A 15,350-nucleotide genomic window follows, 5' to 3' on the forward strand; every position below is an offset into this window, starting at 1 on the left:
ATGATATACATATAGAAGATAACTATGCAAATTCAGGAAGAATATGATTGTGTATTGGCGGGACCGCGCGGTCTGTGCTAGAATGGAGTGCGTAAGTCTAAACGGAGCAGTCTGAAGAGAAAAAAGCAGGAGAGTGATCTTATGAAGTACGAACGGATACAAAAGGGAACATTTCAGGAGCGCCCGAACCGTTTTATCGCACATATAGAAATCGATGGGAAGAAGGAGACGGTCCATGTCAAGAACACAGGGCGCTGCGCGGAACTGCTCACACCCGGAGCGGAAGTCTACGTGCAGAAGTCGGACAGCCTTGAGCGCAAAACAGGATGGGATCTGATCAGTGTGAAAAAGGGAGAGCGGATGATCAATATGGACTCCCAGATACCGAACCGGATCGTAAAGGAATGGATGGAAGAAGGCCATTTTGTAAAGGACATAAGCCTCATACGCCCGGAGTATACGTACCGGAACTCAAGGATCGATCTGTATGTGGAAGCAGAAGAGCGGAAGATTTTAGTGGAAGTAAAGGGAGTAACACTGGAGGAGGGCGGCGTGGTGCGCTTTCCGGACGCTCCGAGCGAGAGGGCTGTCAAGCATGTGGAAGAGCTGACGGAGGCTGTGAAGGAAGGGTACGAAGCGTATGTGTTCTTTGTCATACAGATGAAGGACGTGCGGTATTTTACTCCGAACATGGATACGCACCGTGCGTTTGGCGAGGCGCTGCGCAGGGCGGCCAGGGCCGGCGTCCGTATTGTGGCGTATGACTGTGACGTGGAAGCGGACCGTATTGCCATAGCCGGAAACGTACCGGTCATTCTCGGGGAACCGCTCCTTTATGAGCTGGCCCGGCCTCTCATCAGCTGGTACCGGGAAAACAGGCGTGACCTGCCGTGGAGAGAACAGCCTGACGCGTATCATGTATGGGTATCGGAGATCATGTTGCAGCAGACGAGAGTAGAAGCCGTAAAGCCATATTATGAGCGTTTTCTGAAAGCGCTTCCCACGGTCCGCCATCTGGCTGAGGCAGGGGAAGATACACTTCTGAAGCTCTGGGAAGGGCTTGGGTACTACAACAGAGTGCGCAACATGCAGAAGGCTGCGCAGCAGATTATGGTGGATCACAACGGAACGTTTCCGGACACATATGAACAGATTCTTTCACTGAAAGGCATTGGAAGTTATACGGCAGGCGCTGTCAGTGCATTTGCGTTCGGCCTTCCAAAACCAGCCGTAGACGGAAATGTGCTGCGCGTCGTATCCAGAATTCTGGCAAGTGAAGAAGACATTATGAAGCAGAGTGTCCGCGCGGATATTGAGAGGAAGCTGGAAGAAGTGATCCCGGCAGACGCCGCCAGTGACTTTGACCAGGGACTGATCGAACTCGGCGCCATCGTATGTCTGCCGAATGGGGAACCGAAGTGTATGGAATGCCCGGCCCGGAGTCTCTGCAGAGCCCGGAAGCTTGGTATAGAGAAAGAGCTTCCGGTGAAGAAAAAGCAGAAAGCCCGCCGCGTCGAAGAGCGGACGGTGTTTATCTTCCGGGACGGGGAGAATGCGGCGGTGAGAAAACGGCCGGGCAGGGGGCTGCTTGCCGGAATGTATGAGTTCCCCAACGTAGAGGGAAAGCTCACGGAAGCGGATGCGCTGAACTACAGCAGGGAGATCGGACTCTCCCCGCTCCATATCAGGAGTCTCGGGGAGGCGAAACATATTTTCAGCCATGTGGAGTGGCATATGACGGGGTATCTCATACGCGTGGATGAACTGGAAAATTCCTGCACGGAAGATTTTCTGTTCGTGCATCCGGATGAGGTGCAGGAGAAGTATCCTGTGCCGGCGGCATTTGAACAATATACGGCATATATCAATATACGGCTCGGACAGGACAAATACAGGGCCGAATAAGGCAATAAAACAGACTGCGGTGTACGCAGTCTGTTTTTATACGGAACATTCCCGTTTGTATGCTGTTAGAGTCTTTCGTTGTTTCCGCGCATGAACTTATACTCTGCTACAGAGCGGTCAAATCCTTCGATATGCACGTAGAACCATTTTACAATGTTTTCTTCTACTTTTTCTACGAAGGCCTCTGACGGACCTTCCTCTTCCTGAAGCATCTCCTGGAGTTCATTGATCGTCTGCTTAAATATTTCATGCTGTGCCTTGTGTTTCTCATATCCCGGATACTCTATATCCTGCTGGAGCTGTTCTTCCGCTTTGAAATGGTAGTCCGTATAGTCTGACAGATAATCAAGCGTCTTGATGGCTGTCAGTTTCTCGTTGCCGCTCTCGCAGCTTTCGAGCAGTCCGTTCATTCTTTCGATCAATTCTTTGTGCTGAGTGTCGATCATTTCATTTCCTGTTACCAGGTTTTCACTGAATTCTGCATACATAATAATCTTCTCCTTTTTATTGTGTTAAGCCGTCCGTTCAGACAGGCTGATGGGAAAGCTTTGGCGCTTTTTTCTCCTGGGTCACATACACGAGCGGATAGATGACGCATGCCATCGCTGCGGCCGCGATCACATCAGTCACGGAGTGCTGTTTCAGGAACATGGTAGATAAAATAATTAAAAATGCCATGATATAAGTAGCGTACTGTACTGTTTTGTGTTTCTTGAGCGCGCTGCTGTGTGATACGGCAATGGTAACTCCGATGGAGTTAAACACGTGGATACTCGGCAGAACGTTGGTGGGAGTATCCGTCGTATAGAGTCTCTGCACCATATGTACAAAGACGTTGTCTCTCTCGAAAACGACCGGCCTGAGATTCAGGCCATTCGGGAACAGTGTACATATGATGAGAAAAATGGTCATTCCTGTAAATAAAAACGCTGTAAGCTGGTAAAATCCCTTTCGGTCGGTAAAGAAAAAATAACCGATCGCCAGTGCGATAAAGAAAAACCAGAGCACATAGGGAACAATAAAGTATTCCACAAAAGGAATGTAGTCGTCCAGCGGAGAATGTATCACATAAAAATGACTGGTCACATGATTTTCCAGGTATATAAACCACGGCATATAAATAAACGCGTACAAAAATACCCATGCGTGCCTGTATTTTTTAATAAAATACTTTACCTTATCCCAGGCTTTCATTCTTATTACCCCTTTTACTTTTTCAGCCAATAAAATATATTCTTGGTTCAACACGGATTATAACATGAAAAAAAAGAATCAACAACAATGTTCATTATTTGTTAATAATTTTCATTCTGTTTTTCAAATATCTGCATGTCGTAGCAGCGTATGCCCTCCTCGAGCGCGGCTTCCGTGCGCAGCGTCCAGACGGCGACAGGGGTATGTGCCAGGGCGCGCAGGACGGACACACTGAAAGCCGGGAGGTCTGCCAGCTTGTAGGAGATAAAGTCGGGACGGCCGAGAGCGTTGGTGAGAAGGTGGCGGACCATGAACCGCAGCACCCACGGTTCCTTGCTTTTCTTTTTGGTCAGATTGTCCGACAACTGTCCCCGCAGCACTTTTGGCGCATGAAGGCGGAACCACCGTATACCCATCGTGTTGAAGGACTGGACGAGAAAGGGACCCTTATAATTCTTAAGCGCGTCGTATAAGGCAGAGCAGATGGCGGTGGACGACGAAGGGATCTTCATCTCTATGAGCAGCGGTACCTGTCCGTTTACAAGGGAGAGAACATCCGTGAAAAGGGGAATATGTTCCTTCGTGTCCAGCAGGTGGTATCTGCCCAGTTCTTTATATGTGAGATTTTCCACAGATTCACTGCTTTTGCAGACGCGCATCAAGTCGTCGTCGTGGAAGACAGCCAGCTTTCCGTCGCGGGTCAGATGCACATCCAGTTCGATCCCATATCCTTTTTTCACGGCAGCACGGAAGGCCGGCATGGAGTTTTCCGGTATGCCCCGCGCCGCACAGTGATATCCGCGGTGCGCAAAAAGGGTATGTTCAAAACGCTCCATCTGCTCCCTGGCGGAGGTGCGCGGCCAGACGAGATAAAGATAGAGTATGACGATGAAGATGAATATTACAAGTATGAGATACATGGCGGCAGCGTCCTTTTCTATGATTTAAGATAAGATGATCCTCACTTTCTGCGGCTCCAGTGAAGCGGACATATGTCTTTGAAGAAAGATAGGTTCTCCGTCTGTGTGGACGGGAAGCGCGGTCTCACTCACAAAATCCACTTTTCTGCATGTGAATATGTGGATCCCCCTGAAGCGGACGTGGCGGCCGCTAAATGCAGTGGGAAGAAGAGCGAGCGCTTTCAGCTTGGGCATATTGGCGATCACGATGACATCAAGGATATCGTCCGACGGGTCTGCGGCGGGGCAGAACTTAAAGCCTCCGCCTTCGTAACGCTGATTCATGGCAGCGGCAAAATAGACAGATTCAAATTCCATCTTCCGGCTGTCATCGAGCGTGACGGTCATTTTCCGCGGCTTCAGAGACATCATGAGACTCAGCGCGACTCCTGCGTAGGACAGTTTGCCGAGTCCTATTTTGTTTAAGAGCACTTTCAGCCGGGAGACCACGACCTGATGGCAGACACCGGCGTCGAATCCGATGCCGGTGCTCACGGCAAAGCGGCGCTTTTTCTCCTGGTAGGACATGGTCCCTACATTAATATATGTATATTTGGACGGCGTCAGAATATGCGAAAGCGCGGTCAGAGCATCCGTGGACAGTCCAAGACCGCGGGCAAAGTCGTTGCTCGAGCCGATCGGAATATAACCGAAGGTCACCAGACTCAGATCGGCGATCCCGTTCATGACTTCGTTGACCGTGCCGTCTCCGCCGAGTACGATGAGCGTATGTGCTTTCAAGTCGCTGGTCAGCTCTCCTGCGATGGCGGAAGCGTGGCGCTGGTATTTCGTAAAATATACTTGGTAATCTGTGCCGCGTTCTTTTAAGGAACGTTCGATCTCTGCCCAGACTCTGTGTCCCAGTCCGGAACGGGCATTCGGGTTAACGATGAAGGTATACATAGCAGCCTCCTGAAGTATTGGGTAAGTTTACAGGGCTCCGTCCAGATAGGTTTCCAGTGAGCGGCGCATATTGCCCTCAAAATCTGCGCTGCCGTTTTTAAGGCACCATTCAAATACATTGCCGATCACGATCATCCGGATATCGGTTGTGATCTCATCCAGACTGAGACGGGGCGTGACGACCCCCGCCCGGACCGCCTTGTCCAGGTAGTTGCGTACCGTCACGATCGGATAGGGGCGTTCCGTGCGGATCAAAGGGTTTAAAGACTGGTTTTTTGGCGTATAATAATTAGCCATAAACTCCACGCCCAGTTCCCGGCAGTAAGTCACATAGTTCAGATATACATGGACGATGGTGGTCTTCGCTTCAGCCGTGCTGGCCGGGAGATCGAGGTAATCAGGGTTGATGCTCGGCTGCTCTTCGATATAGTAGGAGAGCAGATCATCTTTTGTCTTGAAGTGATGATAAAAGCTGCCGTTTGAGACGCCGGCCTCCTCACATATGTTTTTGATGGAGAGAGCTTCATAGCCCTGTTTTTTCAGGATCGACTTTGCGGCGCAGAATATGCGGGCCTTTGTTTCCTTCGATTTGAGCTGCTGTTTGGACAGCTCCTGTGTTTCATTTATCTCATTCATGGTGTAGAATAATCCCTTCTTAGAATATATGTATGTCCTGGTCCAAGTATAGCATAAGAGTCCTGTTTTTACAATGAAACAGAGTGAACTCTGTATTGCAAATAAAGCATAGGTGCGGGTTGAAATGCGCATTCTTTTCGATTACAATATAGCATAGCGTTTATTTAAGATAAAGGGGAATACAGTGAATGGATATTAATCAAAAAATAACAGAAGAGTTGGGCGTCAAGAGATGGCAGGTGGATGCTGCGGTCAAGCTGATCGATGAAGGCAACACGATTCCGTTTATCGCCAGATACAGAAAGGAAGTGACCGGAACGCTGGATGACGAGCAGCTCCGCCGGCTTTTTGAACGGCTCACTTATCTGCGCAGTCTGGAGGAAAAGAAAGAACAGGTACTTTCAAGCATCGAGGAACAGGGAAAGCTGACGGATGAGTTAAGGAGGCAGATACTGGCTGCGGAGACACTCGTCGTCGTAGAGGATCTGTACCGCCCATACCGCCCGAAAAGGAGAACACGGGCGACGATCGCCAAAGAGAAGGGACTGGAGCCGCTGGCTGACCTTATTATGCTTCAGAAGCTGGAAGGTCCGCTGGAGGAAGAGGCAGCGCTGTACGTAGATGTGGAAAAGGGCGCCGGCACGGTGAAGGAAGCGGTGGACGGCGCGAAAGATATCATAGCCGAGCGCATATCCGACGAGGCAGACTACCGTATATGGATACGGAAGCTTACGTTCCAGAAGGGACGTATCGTATCTGCGGCAAAGGATGAAAAGGCAGAATCTGTATATGAGATGTATTATGATTTTGAGGAGCCCGTCGGCAGACTGGCAGGACATCGTGTGCTGGCGCTCAACCGCGGGGAGAAGGAAAAGTTCCTGACGGTCAAGGTTGAGGCCCCGGAGGAAGAGATCATCCGTTATCTTGAAAAGAAGACGATCGTTTCGGACAACCCGTATACAGCTCCGGTGATCAAAGAGACGGTGGAGGACAGTTACCGGAGGCTGATCGCGCCTGCGATCGAACGTGAGATCAGGAATGATCTGACAGAGCGGGCGGAAGACGGAGCCATCCAGGTGTTCGGGAAGAATCTGGAGCAGCTTCTCATGCAGCCTCCGATCGTGGGCCGGACCGTGCTCGGCTGGGACCCGGCGTTCCGCACAGGCTGCAAGCTGGCTGTGGTGGACCCGACCGGCAAGGTGATCGGTACGACGGTCATCTATCCGACCGCGCCGACAACACCGCAGAAGATACAGGCGGCCAAGGATCTGCTCAAGAAGATCATCAAGAAATATAACATATCGCTCATATCGCTCGGCAATGGGACGGCATCGAGAGAATCGGAGCAGGTCATCGTGGAGCTTTTGAAAGAGATACCGGAAAAGGTACAGTATGTCATTGTAAACGAGGCCGGCGCGTCTGTCTATTCCGCCAGCAAGCTGGCATCGGAGGAGTTCCCGAAGTTTGACGTGGGGCAGCGCAGCGCCACTTCCATCGCGAGGAGGCTTCAGGATCCGCTTGCGGAACTCGTTAAGATAGATCCGAAATCCATCGGCGTCGGACAGTATCAGCACGACATGAATCAGAAGAAACTGAGCGAGACGCTCTCCGGCGTGGTAGAAGGCTGTGTGAATAAGGTAGGAGTGGACCTGAATACAGCATCGGCCCCGCTGCTGTCCTATATCTCGGGAATTACAGGGACGATCGCCAGGAATATTGTCACCTACCGGGAAGAGAACGGTAAGTTTACAAGCCGCACCCAGCTGCTTAAGGTGGCCAAGCTTGGCCCGAAAGCATATGAGCAGTGTGCAGGATTTATGCGGATTCAAAATGGGGATAATCCGCTGGACGGCACGAGTGTACATCCGGAATCATACGAGGCGGCAGAAAAGCTGCTCAAGAAGCAGGGATTCTCCACAGAGGACATCAGAGGCGGCAAGCTTACCGGCCTGTCATTTACGATCAAGGATTACGGGAAACTGGCCGGGGAGCTCGGCGTCGGCGAGATCACACTCAGGGATATCGTAAAAGAGCTTGAAAAGCCCGGACGGGACCCGCGAGATGAGATGCCAAGGCCTATTCTGCGGACGGACGTGCTGGAGATGAAGGATCTGACGGAAGGGATGGTCCTTAAGGGCACGGTGCGCAATGTGATCGATTTCGGCGTGTTTGTCGATATCGGAGTACATCAGGACGGTCTTGTCCATATCTCTGAGATCACGGATAAGAAGTTTATCAAGCATCCGCTGGAAGCAGTCAGTGTCGGAGATATTGTGGATGTGAAAGTAATGAGCGTAGACCTTAAGAAGAAGCGGATCCAGCTGACGATGAAGGGTATATCTTAAAGAGGCTCAGGAAAGTGTCATTGGGGGAAATGAAAATGAAGAAAAATATGAAAATTGTACTTGGGGTGTTGGCAGGCAACGCGATCCTGGCACTGGCCGTGGCGGCGTTTGTTGTGCCTCATGGGATCATCATGGGCGGGGCGACCGGTATCGGCCTTGCGGTAACCCACTATGTGCCGTTAAACCTGTCAGTCGTGATCTTTATCGTAAATGCCATATTGTTTGTACTTGGCGCGTGTATGCTCGGCAGAAAGTTCGCGCTCACGACGATCATCAGCACGTTCGTGTATCCGGTGTTTCTGGAGATCGCAAGAAAGATACCTGGTGTGGACAGTCTGACGGATAATATACTGCTTGCAACTGTCTATGGAGGGCTGCTTCTCGGCCTTGGGATCGGGCTTGTCGTACGGCAGGGAGCGTCCACGGGAGGCACGGATATCCTGGCGCTTGTGCTGAACAAGTTTCTGCACGGTCCGGTGGCGGTGTTCATGTATATTGTAGATTTTACCGTGCTCGGAGCGCAGATATTCTTTTCGGATTCGGAGCAGGTACTGTACGGTGTTCTGGCTCTTATGCTGATGACGATGGTCATGAACAGGGTAGTGCTTTTCGGACAGACACAGATACAGCTTTTTATCATATCGGAAAAGCATGAGGAGATCAGGCAGAGAATACTCAAGGATATGAATGTAGGCGCTACGATGGTCCATATTGAGACCGGGTACGGGAAAGAGCAGCAAAAAGGCGTGCTCTGTGTCATCCCCCACCGGAAGCTTTATGCGGTGAATGATACGGTCAGCAGGATCGACGACAAGGCATTTACGACGATCACACAGATAAAAGAGGTGAAAGGCCGCGGCTTCACCATGGAGCGTGTGAGCTACCATGGAGAAGACCGTTAGACCGCGCCATTCCTGCGCGTCAATTCTGTTCTAATCTGAGATATCCGTTTGTGGTGGCGATGATCGTATGGTTCGCGGCGCGCAGCAGCGCGATGTCCTGTACGATGACCTGCCGGCTCACTCCGAAGTGTGAGGCGAGCCGGCTGCCGGTCACAGGCGTGCGGTCTGAAAGCATATCTAATATATTTTCCCGTCTTTCCTTTCCTGTCATGTGATGGGCCTCCTATTCCCGAACCGGAGTCAAATTCTTCAACGAGATATCCATGATAGGGGCAGAGTGGGTCAAAGCCCCGGAGGAGACATAATCTACACCGATCTCCCGGATCTCCTTCAGCCTGTCCAGCGTCACATTGCCGGAACACTCGGTCTCTGCGCGGCCTGCGGCTGCTGCTACTGCCTGTTTCATCGTCTCGTTATCCATGTTGTCCAGCATGATGATGTCGGCGCCTGCATCCAGTGCCTCCTTGAGCATATCGAGGTTCTCTACTTCCACTTCGATCTTGCGCACGAAGGGCGCGTATTCTTTTGCCATACGGACCGCTTTGGCCACGCCGCCCGCGGCTCCGATATGATTGTCTTTGATCAGTATCCCGTCGGAAAGATTATATCTGTGGTTACATCCGCCGCCTACCTTGACTGCGTATTTTTCAAAAGCCCGGTTATTCGGTGTTGTTTTTCTCGTATCCAGCAGTTTTGTGCCCGAGCCTTCCAGTTCTCTTGCCAGCTGGTTTGTGAATGTGGCGATTCCGCTCATGCGCTGCAGATAATTGAGGGCAGTGCGCTCGCCGGAGAGGATGGCCCTTATATCACCGGTGACGATTCCTATGATCTGTCCTTTTTTAACCGGGTCCCCGTCTTTACATTCCGTCTCGAACAGGGCGGTCTCATCTAAGAGTTCAAACACACGCCTGAAAACGGGGAGACCGCATATCAGGCCGTCTTCTTTGCAGATGAGTTCGGCCCTGCCGGGACAGGCGGCGGGCATCACCGCGTTTGTGGTCACATCCTCACTCGTAATGTCTTCTTTCAAAGCATTTAAAATGTATTCGTCTATATTAATTTTCATCGTTACACCATTTATCATAAAATTGTTCATCCCTTCTTTTGATTTCGTTCAATATCAGTTCCCTGTCCTCCCTGCGGCGCGCCTCAGGATCTGCATAGGCAGTAAGGCCGGTAAAGACCGGAGCGGGAGGATGGGGGATGCTGTCGATGCGGGAGGCGAGATATGCGGCGCCGCGTCTGGCGAAGACGAGACTTTCAAGCAGTGAATTGCTCGCCAGGCGGTTGGCTCCGTGTACCCCGTTGCACCCCGCCTCGCCGACCGCAAACAGATGACCGCAGGATGTGCGCGCGAAGGAATCTGTACGGATCCCGCCCATAAGATAATGCTGTGCCGGCGTGATAGGGATCCTGTCCTTCGACAGGTCGTACCCTTCTTCAAGGCAGCGTTCATATATATTCGGGAAGCGGTGTATGATCTGTTCTTTCGGCATATGTGCCAGTGATAAATACACATAAGGAGAATGAAACTTGTCCATCTCCCGGCGGATGGCCTCCGTCACCACGTCTCTTGGCTTCAGTTCGTCTACAAAGCGCTGCCCCGCGGGATTCAGGAGAATGGCCCCTTCTCCCCTCACAGACTCTGAGATCAGAAAACGGCGGCCTTCTCTGTGGGAATAAAGCGTTGTAGGATGGATCTGTATATAGTGGATGTTCTCCAGTTCGATGTTGTGCCTCAGCGCGAGCGCCAGGCTGTCCCCGGTTATATGGCGGAAATTGGTGGAATTGGCAAAGAGCCCTCCGAGTCCGCCGGTTGCGAGAAAGACGGCTTTGGAAGACACCGTAGTTATGGCTTTGCCTTCCTGCCGCACAATGATCCCGGCGCAGCGTCCCTCCTGCAGAATAAGGTCTGCCATAGCCGTGTGAGGCGCGATCGTTATGTTGGGCCTCTCTCTGGCGCAGGAGATGAGCTTCCCTGTTATTTCCTGCCCTGTGACGTCCTTGTGATAGAGGATGCGGCATACGGAATGGGCACCCTCTTTCGTGTAAGCCAGTTCGTCTCCGCGGTGTTCAAACTCCACACCGAAGGAGATGAGCCTGCGGATGATGTCAGGAGACTCCTGTATCATGATCCGCACCGCTTCTCTGTTATTTTCATAATGTCCCGCCCGCAGCGTATCCTCAAAGTAGCTGTCATAATCCTCGTCGGATCTGAGGACGCAGATGCCGCCCTGGGCGAGGTAAGAGTCACTGTTTTCCACGTCGTCTTTTGTTATCATGAGAATGCGCAGGTGTTCCGGCAGGGACAGGCCGGTAAATAGCCCTGCCGCGCCGGTGCCGACAATGACGACGTCATAATATGGTTCGATCATAGTACACTTCCTTATCACTGCGCCAGTTCCAGCATGCGTTCCAGCGGCCGGGCTGCCTTTCTCCTTGTCGCTTCGTCAAGCTCAACGGCGTGCTCCATATGCTCAAGGGCAAAGGCGACTTTTTCAAGGGTGATCCGCTTCATATCGGTACAGCACTGGTGTCCGTGCGCCGGATAGAAGCGCTTCCGGGGGTTCCTGTCTCTCAGTTCCTTGAACACACCACCCTCGGTACAGATGATAAACTCATCGCAGCTGCTCTCGGAGGCATATTTGATGATGCCGGTCGTGCTTCCCGCGTAGTCTGCCAGAGCCACAGCGTCCGGCGTGCACTCGGGATGGATCAGAACGAGAGCGTCCGGATGCGCCTCCTTCGCATTGCGGATGTGGGCGGCAGTGATATCCTTATGTACATGACAGTAGCCGTCGTTAAAGATGAAATGCTTGTCCGGCAGACCGGCGGCGATAAACCGTCCAAGGTTGGCGTCCGGTATAAAATAGATATGTTTGTTCGGCAGGGCGCTCACGACATCCATCGCATTGGCGGAAGTGACGCATACGTCGGAATATGTCTTGAGCAGGGCGGTGGAGTTGATATAGCAGACAACGGCCAGGTCGTCGTACTCTTCCCTGCATTTCTGGATCTTTTCAATGTCCGCCATGTGGGCCATCGGACAGTCGGCCGCGGCATCCGGCATGAGAACTGTCTTGTCTGGATTAAGTATCTTGGCGCTCTCCCCCATGAAAGAGACACCGCAGAACACGATGACGTCTGCATCCGCAGAGGCGGCGGCTTTGCTCAGGTAATAGGAGTCGCCTATATGATCGGCAGCCTCCTGTACATCATCATTGACGTAATAGTGCGCAAGGATGACAGCGTTTTTTTCTTTTTTTAATTGTCTGATTCGTTCTAAAGTAGTCATAGTCCGCTCCTTCTTATGTACCCGGCTGCGACGGTTCCGGGCAGATTCAAAACATACTATTACACAAAAAGAAATATATGTCAAGTCAAGTGACAAGACATATGACAAAACAAAGATGAAACGCGGTCTGAACATCGTATCATATACCGGATACTTAATATTTTTGAAAAGACTTGTATAATACAGAGCGATGGAGTATAATATTCTCGAATTGAATAGAAATTCTTCAGGGGTCGGGTGCAATTCCCAACCGGCGGTAAAGTCCGCGACCCGCGCCAGCGATGGCACGGCTGATTTGGTGCGATTCCAAAACCGACAGTAAAGTCTGGATGAGATGAAGAAATGTGCAGCAGTGACTGTTGAATGTAGTAAGGACCCCGGTTTAGCCGTGGTTTTTTTGTTTTCACGGGAACATGCATCCTCTGTTGCTGCCGCCATAGTTCCATGAAGATTTTCTTTCTTTGAAACAGAATTTAATAAACGAAAGGGAGAGAAAGAAAATGAGTACAGATGTAATGAATAATGTAAATGCAAGGACAAAGACAAGAACAAAGGTGAGAACAATAGCCCAGGTCGGTATGCTCGGGGCGATAGCGACCGTTTTGATGCTTTTTGAGATACCGCTTCCTTTTGCGCCGGCATTTTATCAGATCGACTTCAGCGAGGTGCCGGTACTCATAGGGTGCTTTGCCATGGGACCGCTTGCGGGAGCGGCTGTTGAATTTATCAAGATCATGCTGAACTTTGCGATAAACGGAACGATCACCGCCGGAGTGGGAGAGGCTGCGAACTTTCTTATCGGCTGCGCGCTCGTGATTCCGGCAGGACTGATCTACAGAAGGAAACGTACGAGGACAGGGGCGGTTGCCGGAATGGTGTCCGGAACAGTGATCATGACAGCGGCAGGCTGTTTTCTGAACGCTTTTATTCTGCTGCCGGCGTATGCAAAGGCGTTTGAGATGCCGATAGATGCCCTTGTGGGAATGGGCAGCGCCATCAACAAAAGTATCACGGATCTGTTCACTTTTGTACTGTTTGCAGTGGCGCCGTTCAATCTTCTGAAAGGCGTGCTCGTTTCCATGATCGTACTGCTCATTTATAAGAAGATCAGTCCGATCTTAAAGATGAATATGTAAGCCGCAGTCTGTTCTTGTTATAAATAATGCGCCGATTTGTAAACTTAAGATCAGGATGAAAAAAAGGAACACCTTTCTGCCGGTGTTCCTTTTTCATGTGCATTGTTCTGTTCTGCCGGTCCGGCTGATCTTCAGTGGTTCCCGTGTTCTTTGCAGCCATGGCTGCCGCACTTGTGCCCTTCTTCACCGTGATGGTGGCTGCACATCGTATCCGGGTCATAGGACAGTGTACCTGCAAGGAATGACGCTGCCTGCGCGTCTGCCTCTCCGACGGCCCCCGGGTACAGGTCGATGCCTGCCTCGGACAGCGCGTTTCTCGCGCCGCCGCCGATCCCTCCGCAGATAAGCACGTCTACGTTTAGATCAGACAGGAGGGCGGCGAGCGCCCCATGTCCCTGACCGTCTGTGCTCTTTACTTCAGAAGAGATGATCCTGCCGTCTTCTGCTTCGTAGATCTTAAACTGTTTTGTGTGGCCAAAATGCTGAAATATCTGTCCGTCTTCGTATGTCACTGCAATCTTCATAATATCAGCTCCTTTATCATCGTTTATTTTCATATGCCGGCTACCGGAATATCCGTCCCGGCTGTCTGCGCAGACGGTATAATCGCCGCCGCTGATATCGAGATATGTCCCCTCGACGAGAAAGCGCGCCAGCTTTTTGCGTGCCTGTGTGTAGAGAGACTGTACGGTAGCCCGGCTTACGTGCATCTGCACCGCGCACTGTGCCTGTGTCATGCCGCTGTAGTCCATGAGGCGGATCGTTTCAAATTCTTCCACGGACAGATTGATGCCGTTTCTTGGACTTCCCGATGCCGTAAAGTGAAGGCAGCGGGGTATGCTGCCGACGCGGCGGGATTTGCCTGGTCGTGCCATTGGATACTCCTTTCGCCGCCCAACCGCTTATCATACGGAAGGGGTGTTATCATTATATTACGATGATTATTGACATATGTCAATAATAAAACGGACAATATGATATTATTCTCCGCACGGACAGATCTCGATCCAGTAACCGTCGGGGTCCTCTATAAAATATATACCCATCTCTGTGTTTTCAAAGCATACGCAGTTCATTTCTTTATGGTGCGCCAGCGCCTTGTCAAAGTCGTCCACACGGAATGCGAGGTGTGATTCGTTGTCGCCCAGGTTATAAGGGCGGTCCATGTCGCGCAGCCACGTGAGCTCCAGCAGGTGGGGTGTTGTGTTATCTCCCATAAATACGAGTCTGAAGCTGCCGTCCTCCGCCTTTTTTTCCCGCGTTACCGTAAGTCCGAGCGCATTTTTATAGAAATCAACAGATTTCTCAAGGTTCAGGACATTGATGTTATTGTGATAAAATGTAAACTTCATATAGTAATCCTCCTTTGATTCATTGATATGCAAATAAGTATATCATTAGTGGCAGAAGAAAAAAAGATGTGTTATACTGTTTCAAAAGGACAGGGGGTACAAAAGATGTCTGTGAAAGTAGAAGTTAAGCTGGATGCGGAATCCATGGCGGATTTTATGATCTATCATATTTACACTAGCGGCGCGGGTGTCGCCGCGCTTGTGCTCGGAATGCTGAATGTGGGGCTGACGATCGCCTTTGTCATGCGGAGGCAGTTTCTGCTGGCAGTCGTGTTCTTTCTCTTTGTGCTCCTCGTATTTGTAGTATTTCCTGCATTTATAAGAAAAAAAGTGGTGAAGCAGATGCAGAATTCCAGACGTCTTGAGGAGACGGTGACATATGAGTTCATGGATGACGGAATTATGACGACTACAACGGAAGACAGCGGAAAAGCTTCATGGAGCAAGTTCAAGAGAGCTATATCGAGAAAGCAGATCATCTTTTTGTATGATGCGCAGAAGCGCGCGATCATTCTGCCCGTCGCGCAGCTCGGGGACAAATACACGGATATCGTAGATATGATATTTGCCCATATGCCCGCGCCTGCGGTCAGGATCCGCCGGGCGGACGGCAAGAAGATGAAGGCGGCAGGTCCGTCGAGAAAAGCGGAGAAGATGAAAGCAGAAGTGAATGAGAATGAGACCCGGGAACCGGAAGAGGGGAAAGGACCGGAGCAGTAGAAG

At 51.0% G+C, this 15,350-nt stretch carries 16 protein-coding genes and 1 riboswitch; of the genes, 5 read left to right on the forward strand and 11 right to left on the reverse strand.

Going from position 1 to position 15,350, the window contains the following annotated elements; translation table 11 throughout:
- Positions 1 to 141 precede the first annotated feature (141 nt).
- Positions 142 to 1,905 (forward strand): A/G-specific adenine glycosylase, encoded by a 1,764-nt coding sequence (gene mutY, locus LAJLEIBI_RS04405; protein WP_040436002.1) that lies wholly within the window; start codon positions 142 to 144, stop codon positions 1,903 to 1,905.
- Positions 1,906 to 1,970: 65 nt separating this feature from the next.
- Here mutY and LAJLEIBI_RS04410 read toward each other — a convergent pair whose 3' ends face one another.
- From LAJLEIBI_RS04410 to LAJLEIBI_RS04430, 5 genes are all read right to left on the reverse strand, one after another.
- A complete protein-coding gene (locus LAJLEIBI_RS04410; protein WP_006445067.1) occupies positions 1,971 to 2,393 on the reverse strand; it encodes a bacteriohemerythrin in 423 nt (140 codons plus the stop codon).
- Between the two features lie 37 nt (positions 2,394 to 2,430).
- Positions 2,431 to 3,099 carry a phosphatase PAP2 family protein gene (locus LAJLEIBI_RS04415; RefSeq protein WP_040436004.1) on the reverse strand — a complete coding sequence of 223 codons (669 nt, stop codon included), beginning with the start codon at positions 3,097 to 3,099 and terminating at the stop codon, positions 2,431 to 2,433.
- Positions 3,100 to 3,200: 101 nt separating this feature from the next.
- Positions 3,201 to 4,019, reverse strand: coding sequence for a glycerophosphodiester phosphodiesterase (locus LAJLEIBI_RS04420; RefSeq protein WP_006445069.1), 819 nt, complete (start codon positions 4,017 to 4,019; stop codon positions 3,201 to 3,203).
- 24 nt (positions 4,020 to 4,043) lie between these two features.
- Positions 4,044 to 4,961, reverse strand: coding sequence for a diacylglycerol/lipid kinase family protein (locus LAJLEIBI_RS04425; RefSeq protein WP_006445070.1), 918 nt, complete (start codon positions 4,959 to 4,961; stop codon positions 4,044 to 4,046).
- Between the two features lie 27 nt (positions 4,962 to 4,988).
- The gene (locus tag LAJLEIBI_RS04430; protein WP_006445071.1) at positions 4,989 to 5,597 is read right to left on the reverse strand and encodes a TetR/AcrR family transcriptional regulator; all 609 of its coding nucleotides are present in this window, start codon (positions 5,595 to 5,597) and stop codon (positions 4,989 to 4,991) included.
- A gap of 188 nt (positions 5,598 to 5,785) precedes the next feature.
- Between LAJLEIBI_RS04430 and LAJLEIBI_RS04435 the strand changes: the two genes are divergently transcribed.
- Both LAJLEIBI_RS04435 and LAJLEIBI_RS04440 read left to right on the forward strand, forming a co-directional pair.
- Positions 5,786 to 7,942, forward strand: coding sequence for a Tex family protein (locus LAJLEIBI_RS04435; protein ID WP_006445072.1), 2,157 nt, complete (start codon positions 5,786 to 5,788; stop codon positions 7,940 to 7,942).
- A gap of 35 nt (positions 7,943 to 7,977) precedes the next feature.
- Positions 7,978 to 8,844, forward strand: coding sequence for a YitT family protein (locus LAJLEIBI_RS04440; RefSeq protein ID WP_040436005.1), 867 nt, complete (start codon positions 7,978 to 7,980; stop codon positions 8,842 to 8,844).
- 19 nt (positions 8,845 to 8,863) lie between these two features.
- On the opposite strand, the gene LAJLEIBI_RS04445 is transcribed toward LAJLEIBI_RS04440, so the two are convergent.
- Genes LAJLEIBI_RS04445 through nadA form a run of 4 tightly spaced genes read right to left on the reverse strand, consistent with a single transcriptional unit; the run spans position 8,864 to position 12,139 of the window.
- Positions 8,864 to 9,055 (reverse strand): HTH domain-containing protein, encoded by a 192-nt coding sequence (locus LAJLEIBI_RS04445; protein ID WP_006445074.1) that lies wholly within the window; start codon positions 9,053 to 9,055, stop codon positions 8,864 to 8,866.
- Positions 9,056 to 9,067: 12 nt separating this feature from the next.
- Positions 9,068 to 9,925 carry a carboxylating nicotinate-nucleotide diphosphorylase gene (gene nadC / locus LAJLEIBI_RS04450; RefSeq protein ID WP_334291272.1) on the reverse strand — a complete coding sequence of 286 codons (858 nt, stop codon included), beginning with the start codon at positions 9,923 to 9,925 and terminating at the stop codon, positions 9,068 to 9,070.
- Positions 9,900 to 11,219 carry an L-aspartate oxidase gene (locus tag LAJLEIBI_RS04455; RefSeq protein WP_006445076.1) on the reverse strand — a complete coding sequence of 440 codons (1,320 nt, stop codon included), beginning with the start codon at positions 11,217 to 11,219 and terminating at the stop codon, positions 9,900 to 9,902. The genes nadC and LAJLEIBI_RS04455 overlap by 26 nt, the downstream gene beginning before the upstream one ends.
- A gap of 14 nt (positions 11,220 to 11,233) precedes the next feature.
- Positions 11,234 to 12,139 (reverse strand): quinolinate synthase NadA, encoded by a 906-nt coding sequence (gene nadA, locus LAJLEIBI_RS04460; RefSeq protein WP_006445077.1) that lies wholly within the window; start codon positions 12,137 to 12,139, stop codon positions 11,234 to 11,236.
- Positions 12,140 to 12,358: 219 nt separating this feature from the next.
- A riboswitch (FMN riboswitch) is annotated at positions 12,359 to 12,484 on the forward strand.
- Between the two features lie 155 nt (positions 12,485 to 12,639).
- Between nadA and LAJLEIBI_RS04465 the strand changes: the two genes are divergently transcribed.
- The gene (locus LAJLEIBI_RS04465) at positions 12,640 to 13,275 is read left to right on the forward strand and encodes an ECF transporter S component (RefSeq protein WP_040436007.1); all 636 of its coding nucleotides are present in this window, start codon (positions 12,640 to 12,642) and stop codon (positions 13,273 to 13,275) included.
- Between the two features lie 131 nt (positions 13,276 to 13,406).
- Here the strand turns inward: LAJLEIBI_RS04465 and LAJLEIBI_RS04470 are convergent, their stop codons facing one another.
- Positions 13,407 to 14,150, reverse strand: coding sequence for a DUF134 domain-containing protein (locus tag LAJLEIBI_RS04470; RefSeq protein WP_040436008.1), 744 nt, complete (start codon positions 14,148 to 14,150; stop codon positions 13,407 to 13,409).
- A 105-nt stretch (positions 14,151 to 14,255) separates the two neighbouring features.
- Positions 14,256 to 14,627, reverse strand: coding sequence for a VOC family protein (locus LAJLEIBI_RS04475; RefSeq protein WP_040436009.1), 372 nt, complete (start codon positions 14,625 to 14,627; stop codon positions 14,256 to 14,258).
- Positions 14,628 to 14,732: 105 nt separating this feature from the next.
- Between LAJLEIBI_RS04475 and LAJLEIBI_RS04480 the strand changes: the two genes are divergently transcribed.
- Positions 14,733 to 15,347, forward strand: coding sequence for a YcxB family protein (locus LAJLEIBI_RS04480; RefSeq protein ID WP_187120306.1), 615 nt, complete (start codon positions 14,733 to 14,735; stop codon positions 15,345 to 15,347).
- Positions 15,348 to 15,350 lie beyond the last annotated feature (3 nt).

This window comes from [Clostridium] hylemonae DSM 15053 (assembly GCF_008281175.1).
GTDB lineage: Bacteria > Bacillota > Clostridia > Lachnospirales > Lachnospiraceae > Extibacter > Extibacter hylemonae.

Coding starts and splice junctions, on each gene's coding strand:
- LAJLEIBI_RS04475 (WP_040436009.1), bottom strand. CDS start 14,627: ATGAAGTTTACATTTTATCACAATAACATCAATGTCCTGAACCTTGAG.
- nadA (WP_006445077.1), bottom strand. CDS start 12,139: ATGACTACTTTAGAACGAATCAGACAATTAAAAAAAGAAAAAAACGCT.
- LAJLEIBI_RS04425 (WP_006445070.1), bottom strand. CDS start 4,961: ATGTATACCTTCATCGTTAACCCGAATGCCCGTTCCGGACTGGGACAC.
- LAJLEIBI_RS04465 (WP_040436007.1), top strand. CDS start 12,640: ATGAGTACAGATGTAATGAATAATGTAAATGCAAGGACAAAGACAAGA.
- LAJLEIBI_RS04480 (WP_187120306.1), top strand. CDS start 14,733: ATGTCTGTGAAAGTAGAAGTTAAGCTGGATGCGGAATCCATGGCGGAT.
- mutY (WP_040436002.1), top strand. CDS start 142: ATGAAGTACGAACGGATACAAAAGGGAACATTTCAGGAGCGCCCGAAC.
- LAJLEIBI_RS04470 (WP_040436008.1), bottom strand. CDS start 14,150: ATGGCACGACCAGGCAAATCCCGCCGCGTCGGCAGCATACCCCGCTGC.
- LAJLEIBI_RS04455 (WP_006445076.1), bottom strand. CDS start 11,219: ATGATCGAACCATATTATGACGTCGTCATTGTCGGCACCGGCGCGGCA.
- LAJLEIBI_RS04435 (WP_006445072.1), top strand. CDS start 5,786: ATGGATATTAATCAAAAAATAACAGAAGAGTTGGGCGTCAAGAGATGG.
- LAJLEIBI_RS04415 (WP_040436004.1), bottom strand. CDS start 3,099: ATGAAAGCCTGGGATAAGGTAAAGTATTTTATTAAAAAATACAGGCAC.
- LAJLEIBI_RS04430 (WP_006445071.1), bottom strand. CDS start 5,597: ATGAATGAGATAAATGAAACACAGGAGCTGTCCAAACAGCAGCTCAAA.
- LAJLEIBI_RS04440 (WP_040436005.1), top strand. CDS start 7,978: ATGAAGAAAAATATGAAAATTGTACTTGGGGTGTTGGCAGGCAACGCG.
- LAJLEIBI_RS04445 (WP_006445074.1), bottom strand. CDS start 9,055: ATGACAGGAAAGGAAAGACGGGAAAATATATTAGATATGCTTTCAGAC.
- LAJLEIBI_RS04410 (WP_006445067.1), bottom strand. CDS start 2,393: ATGTATGCAGAATTCAGTGAAAACCTGGTAACAGGAAATGAAATGATC.
- LAJLEIBI_RS04420 (WP_006445069.1), bottom strand. CDS start 4,019: ATGTATCTCATACTTGTAATATTCATCTTCATCGTCATACTCTATCTT.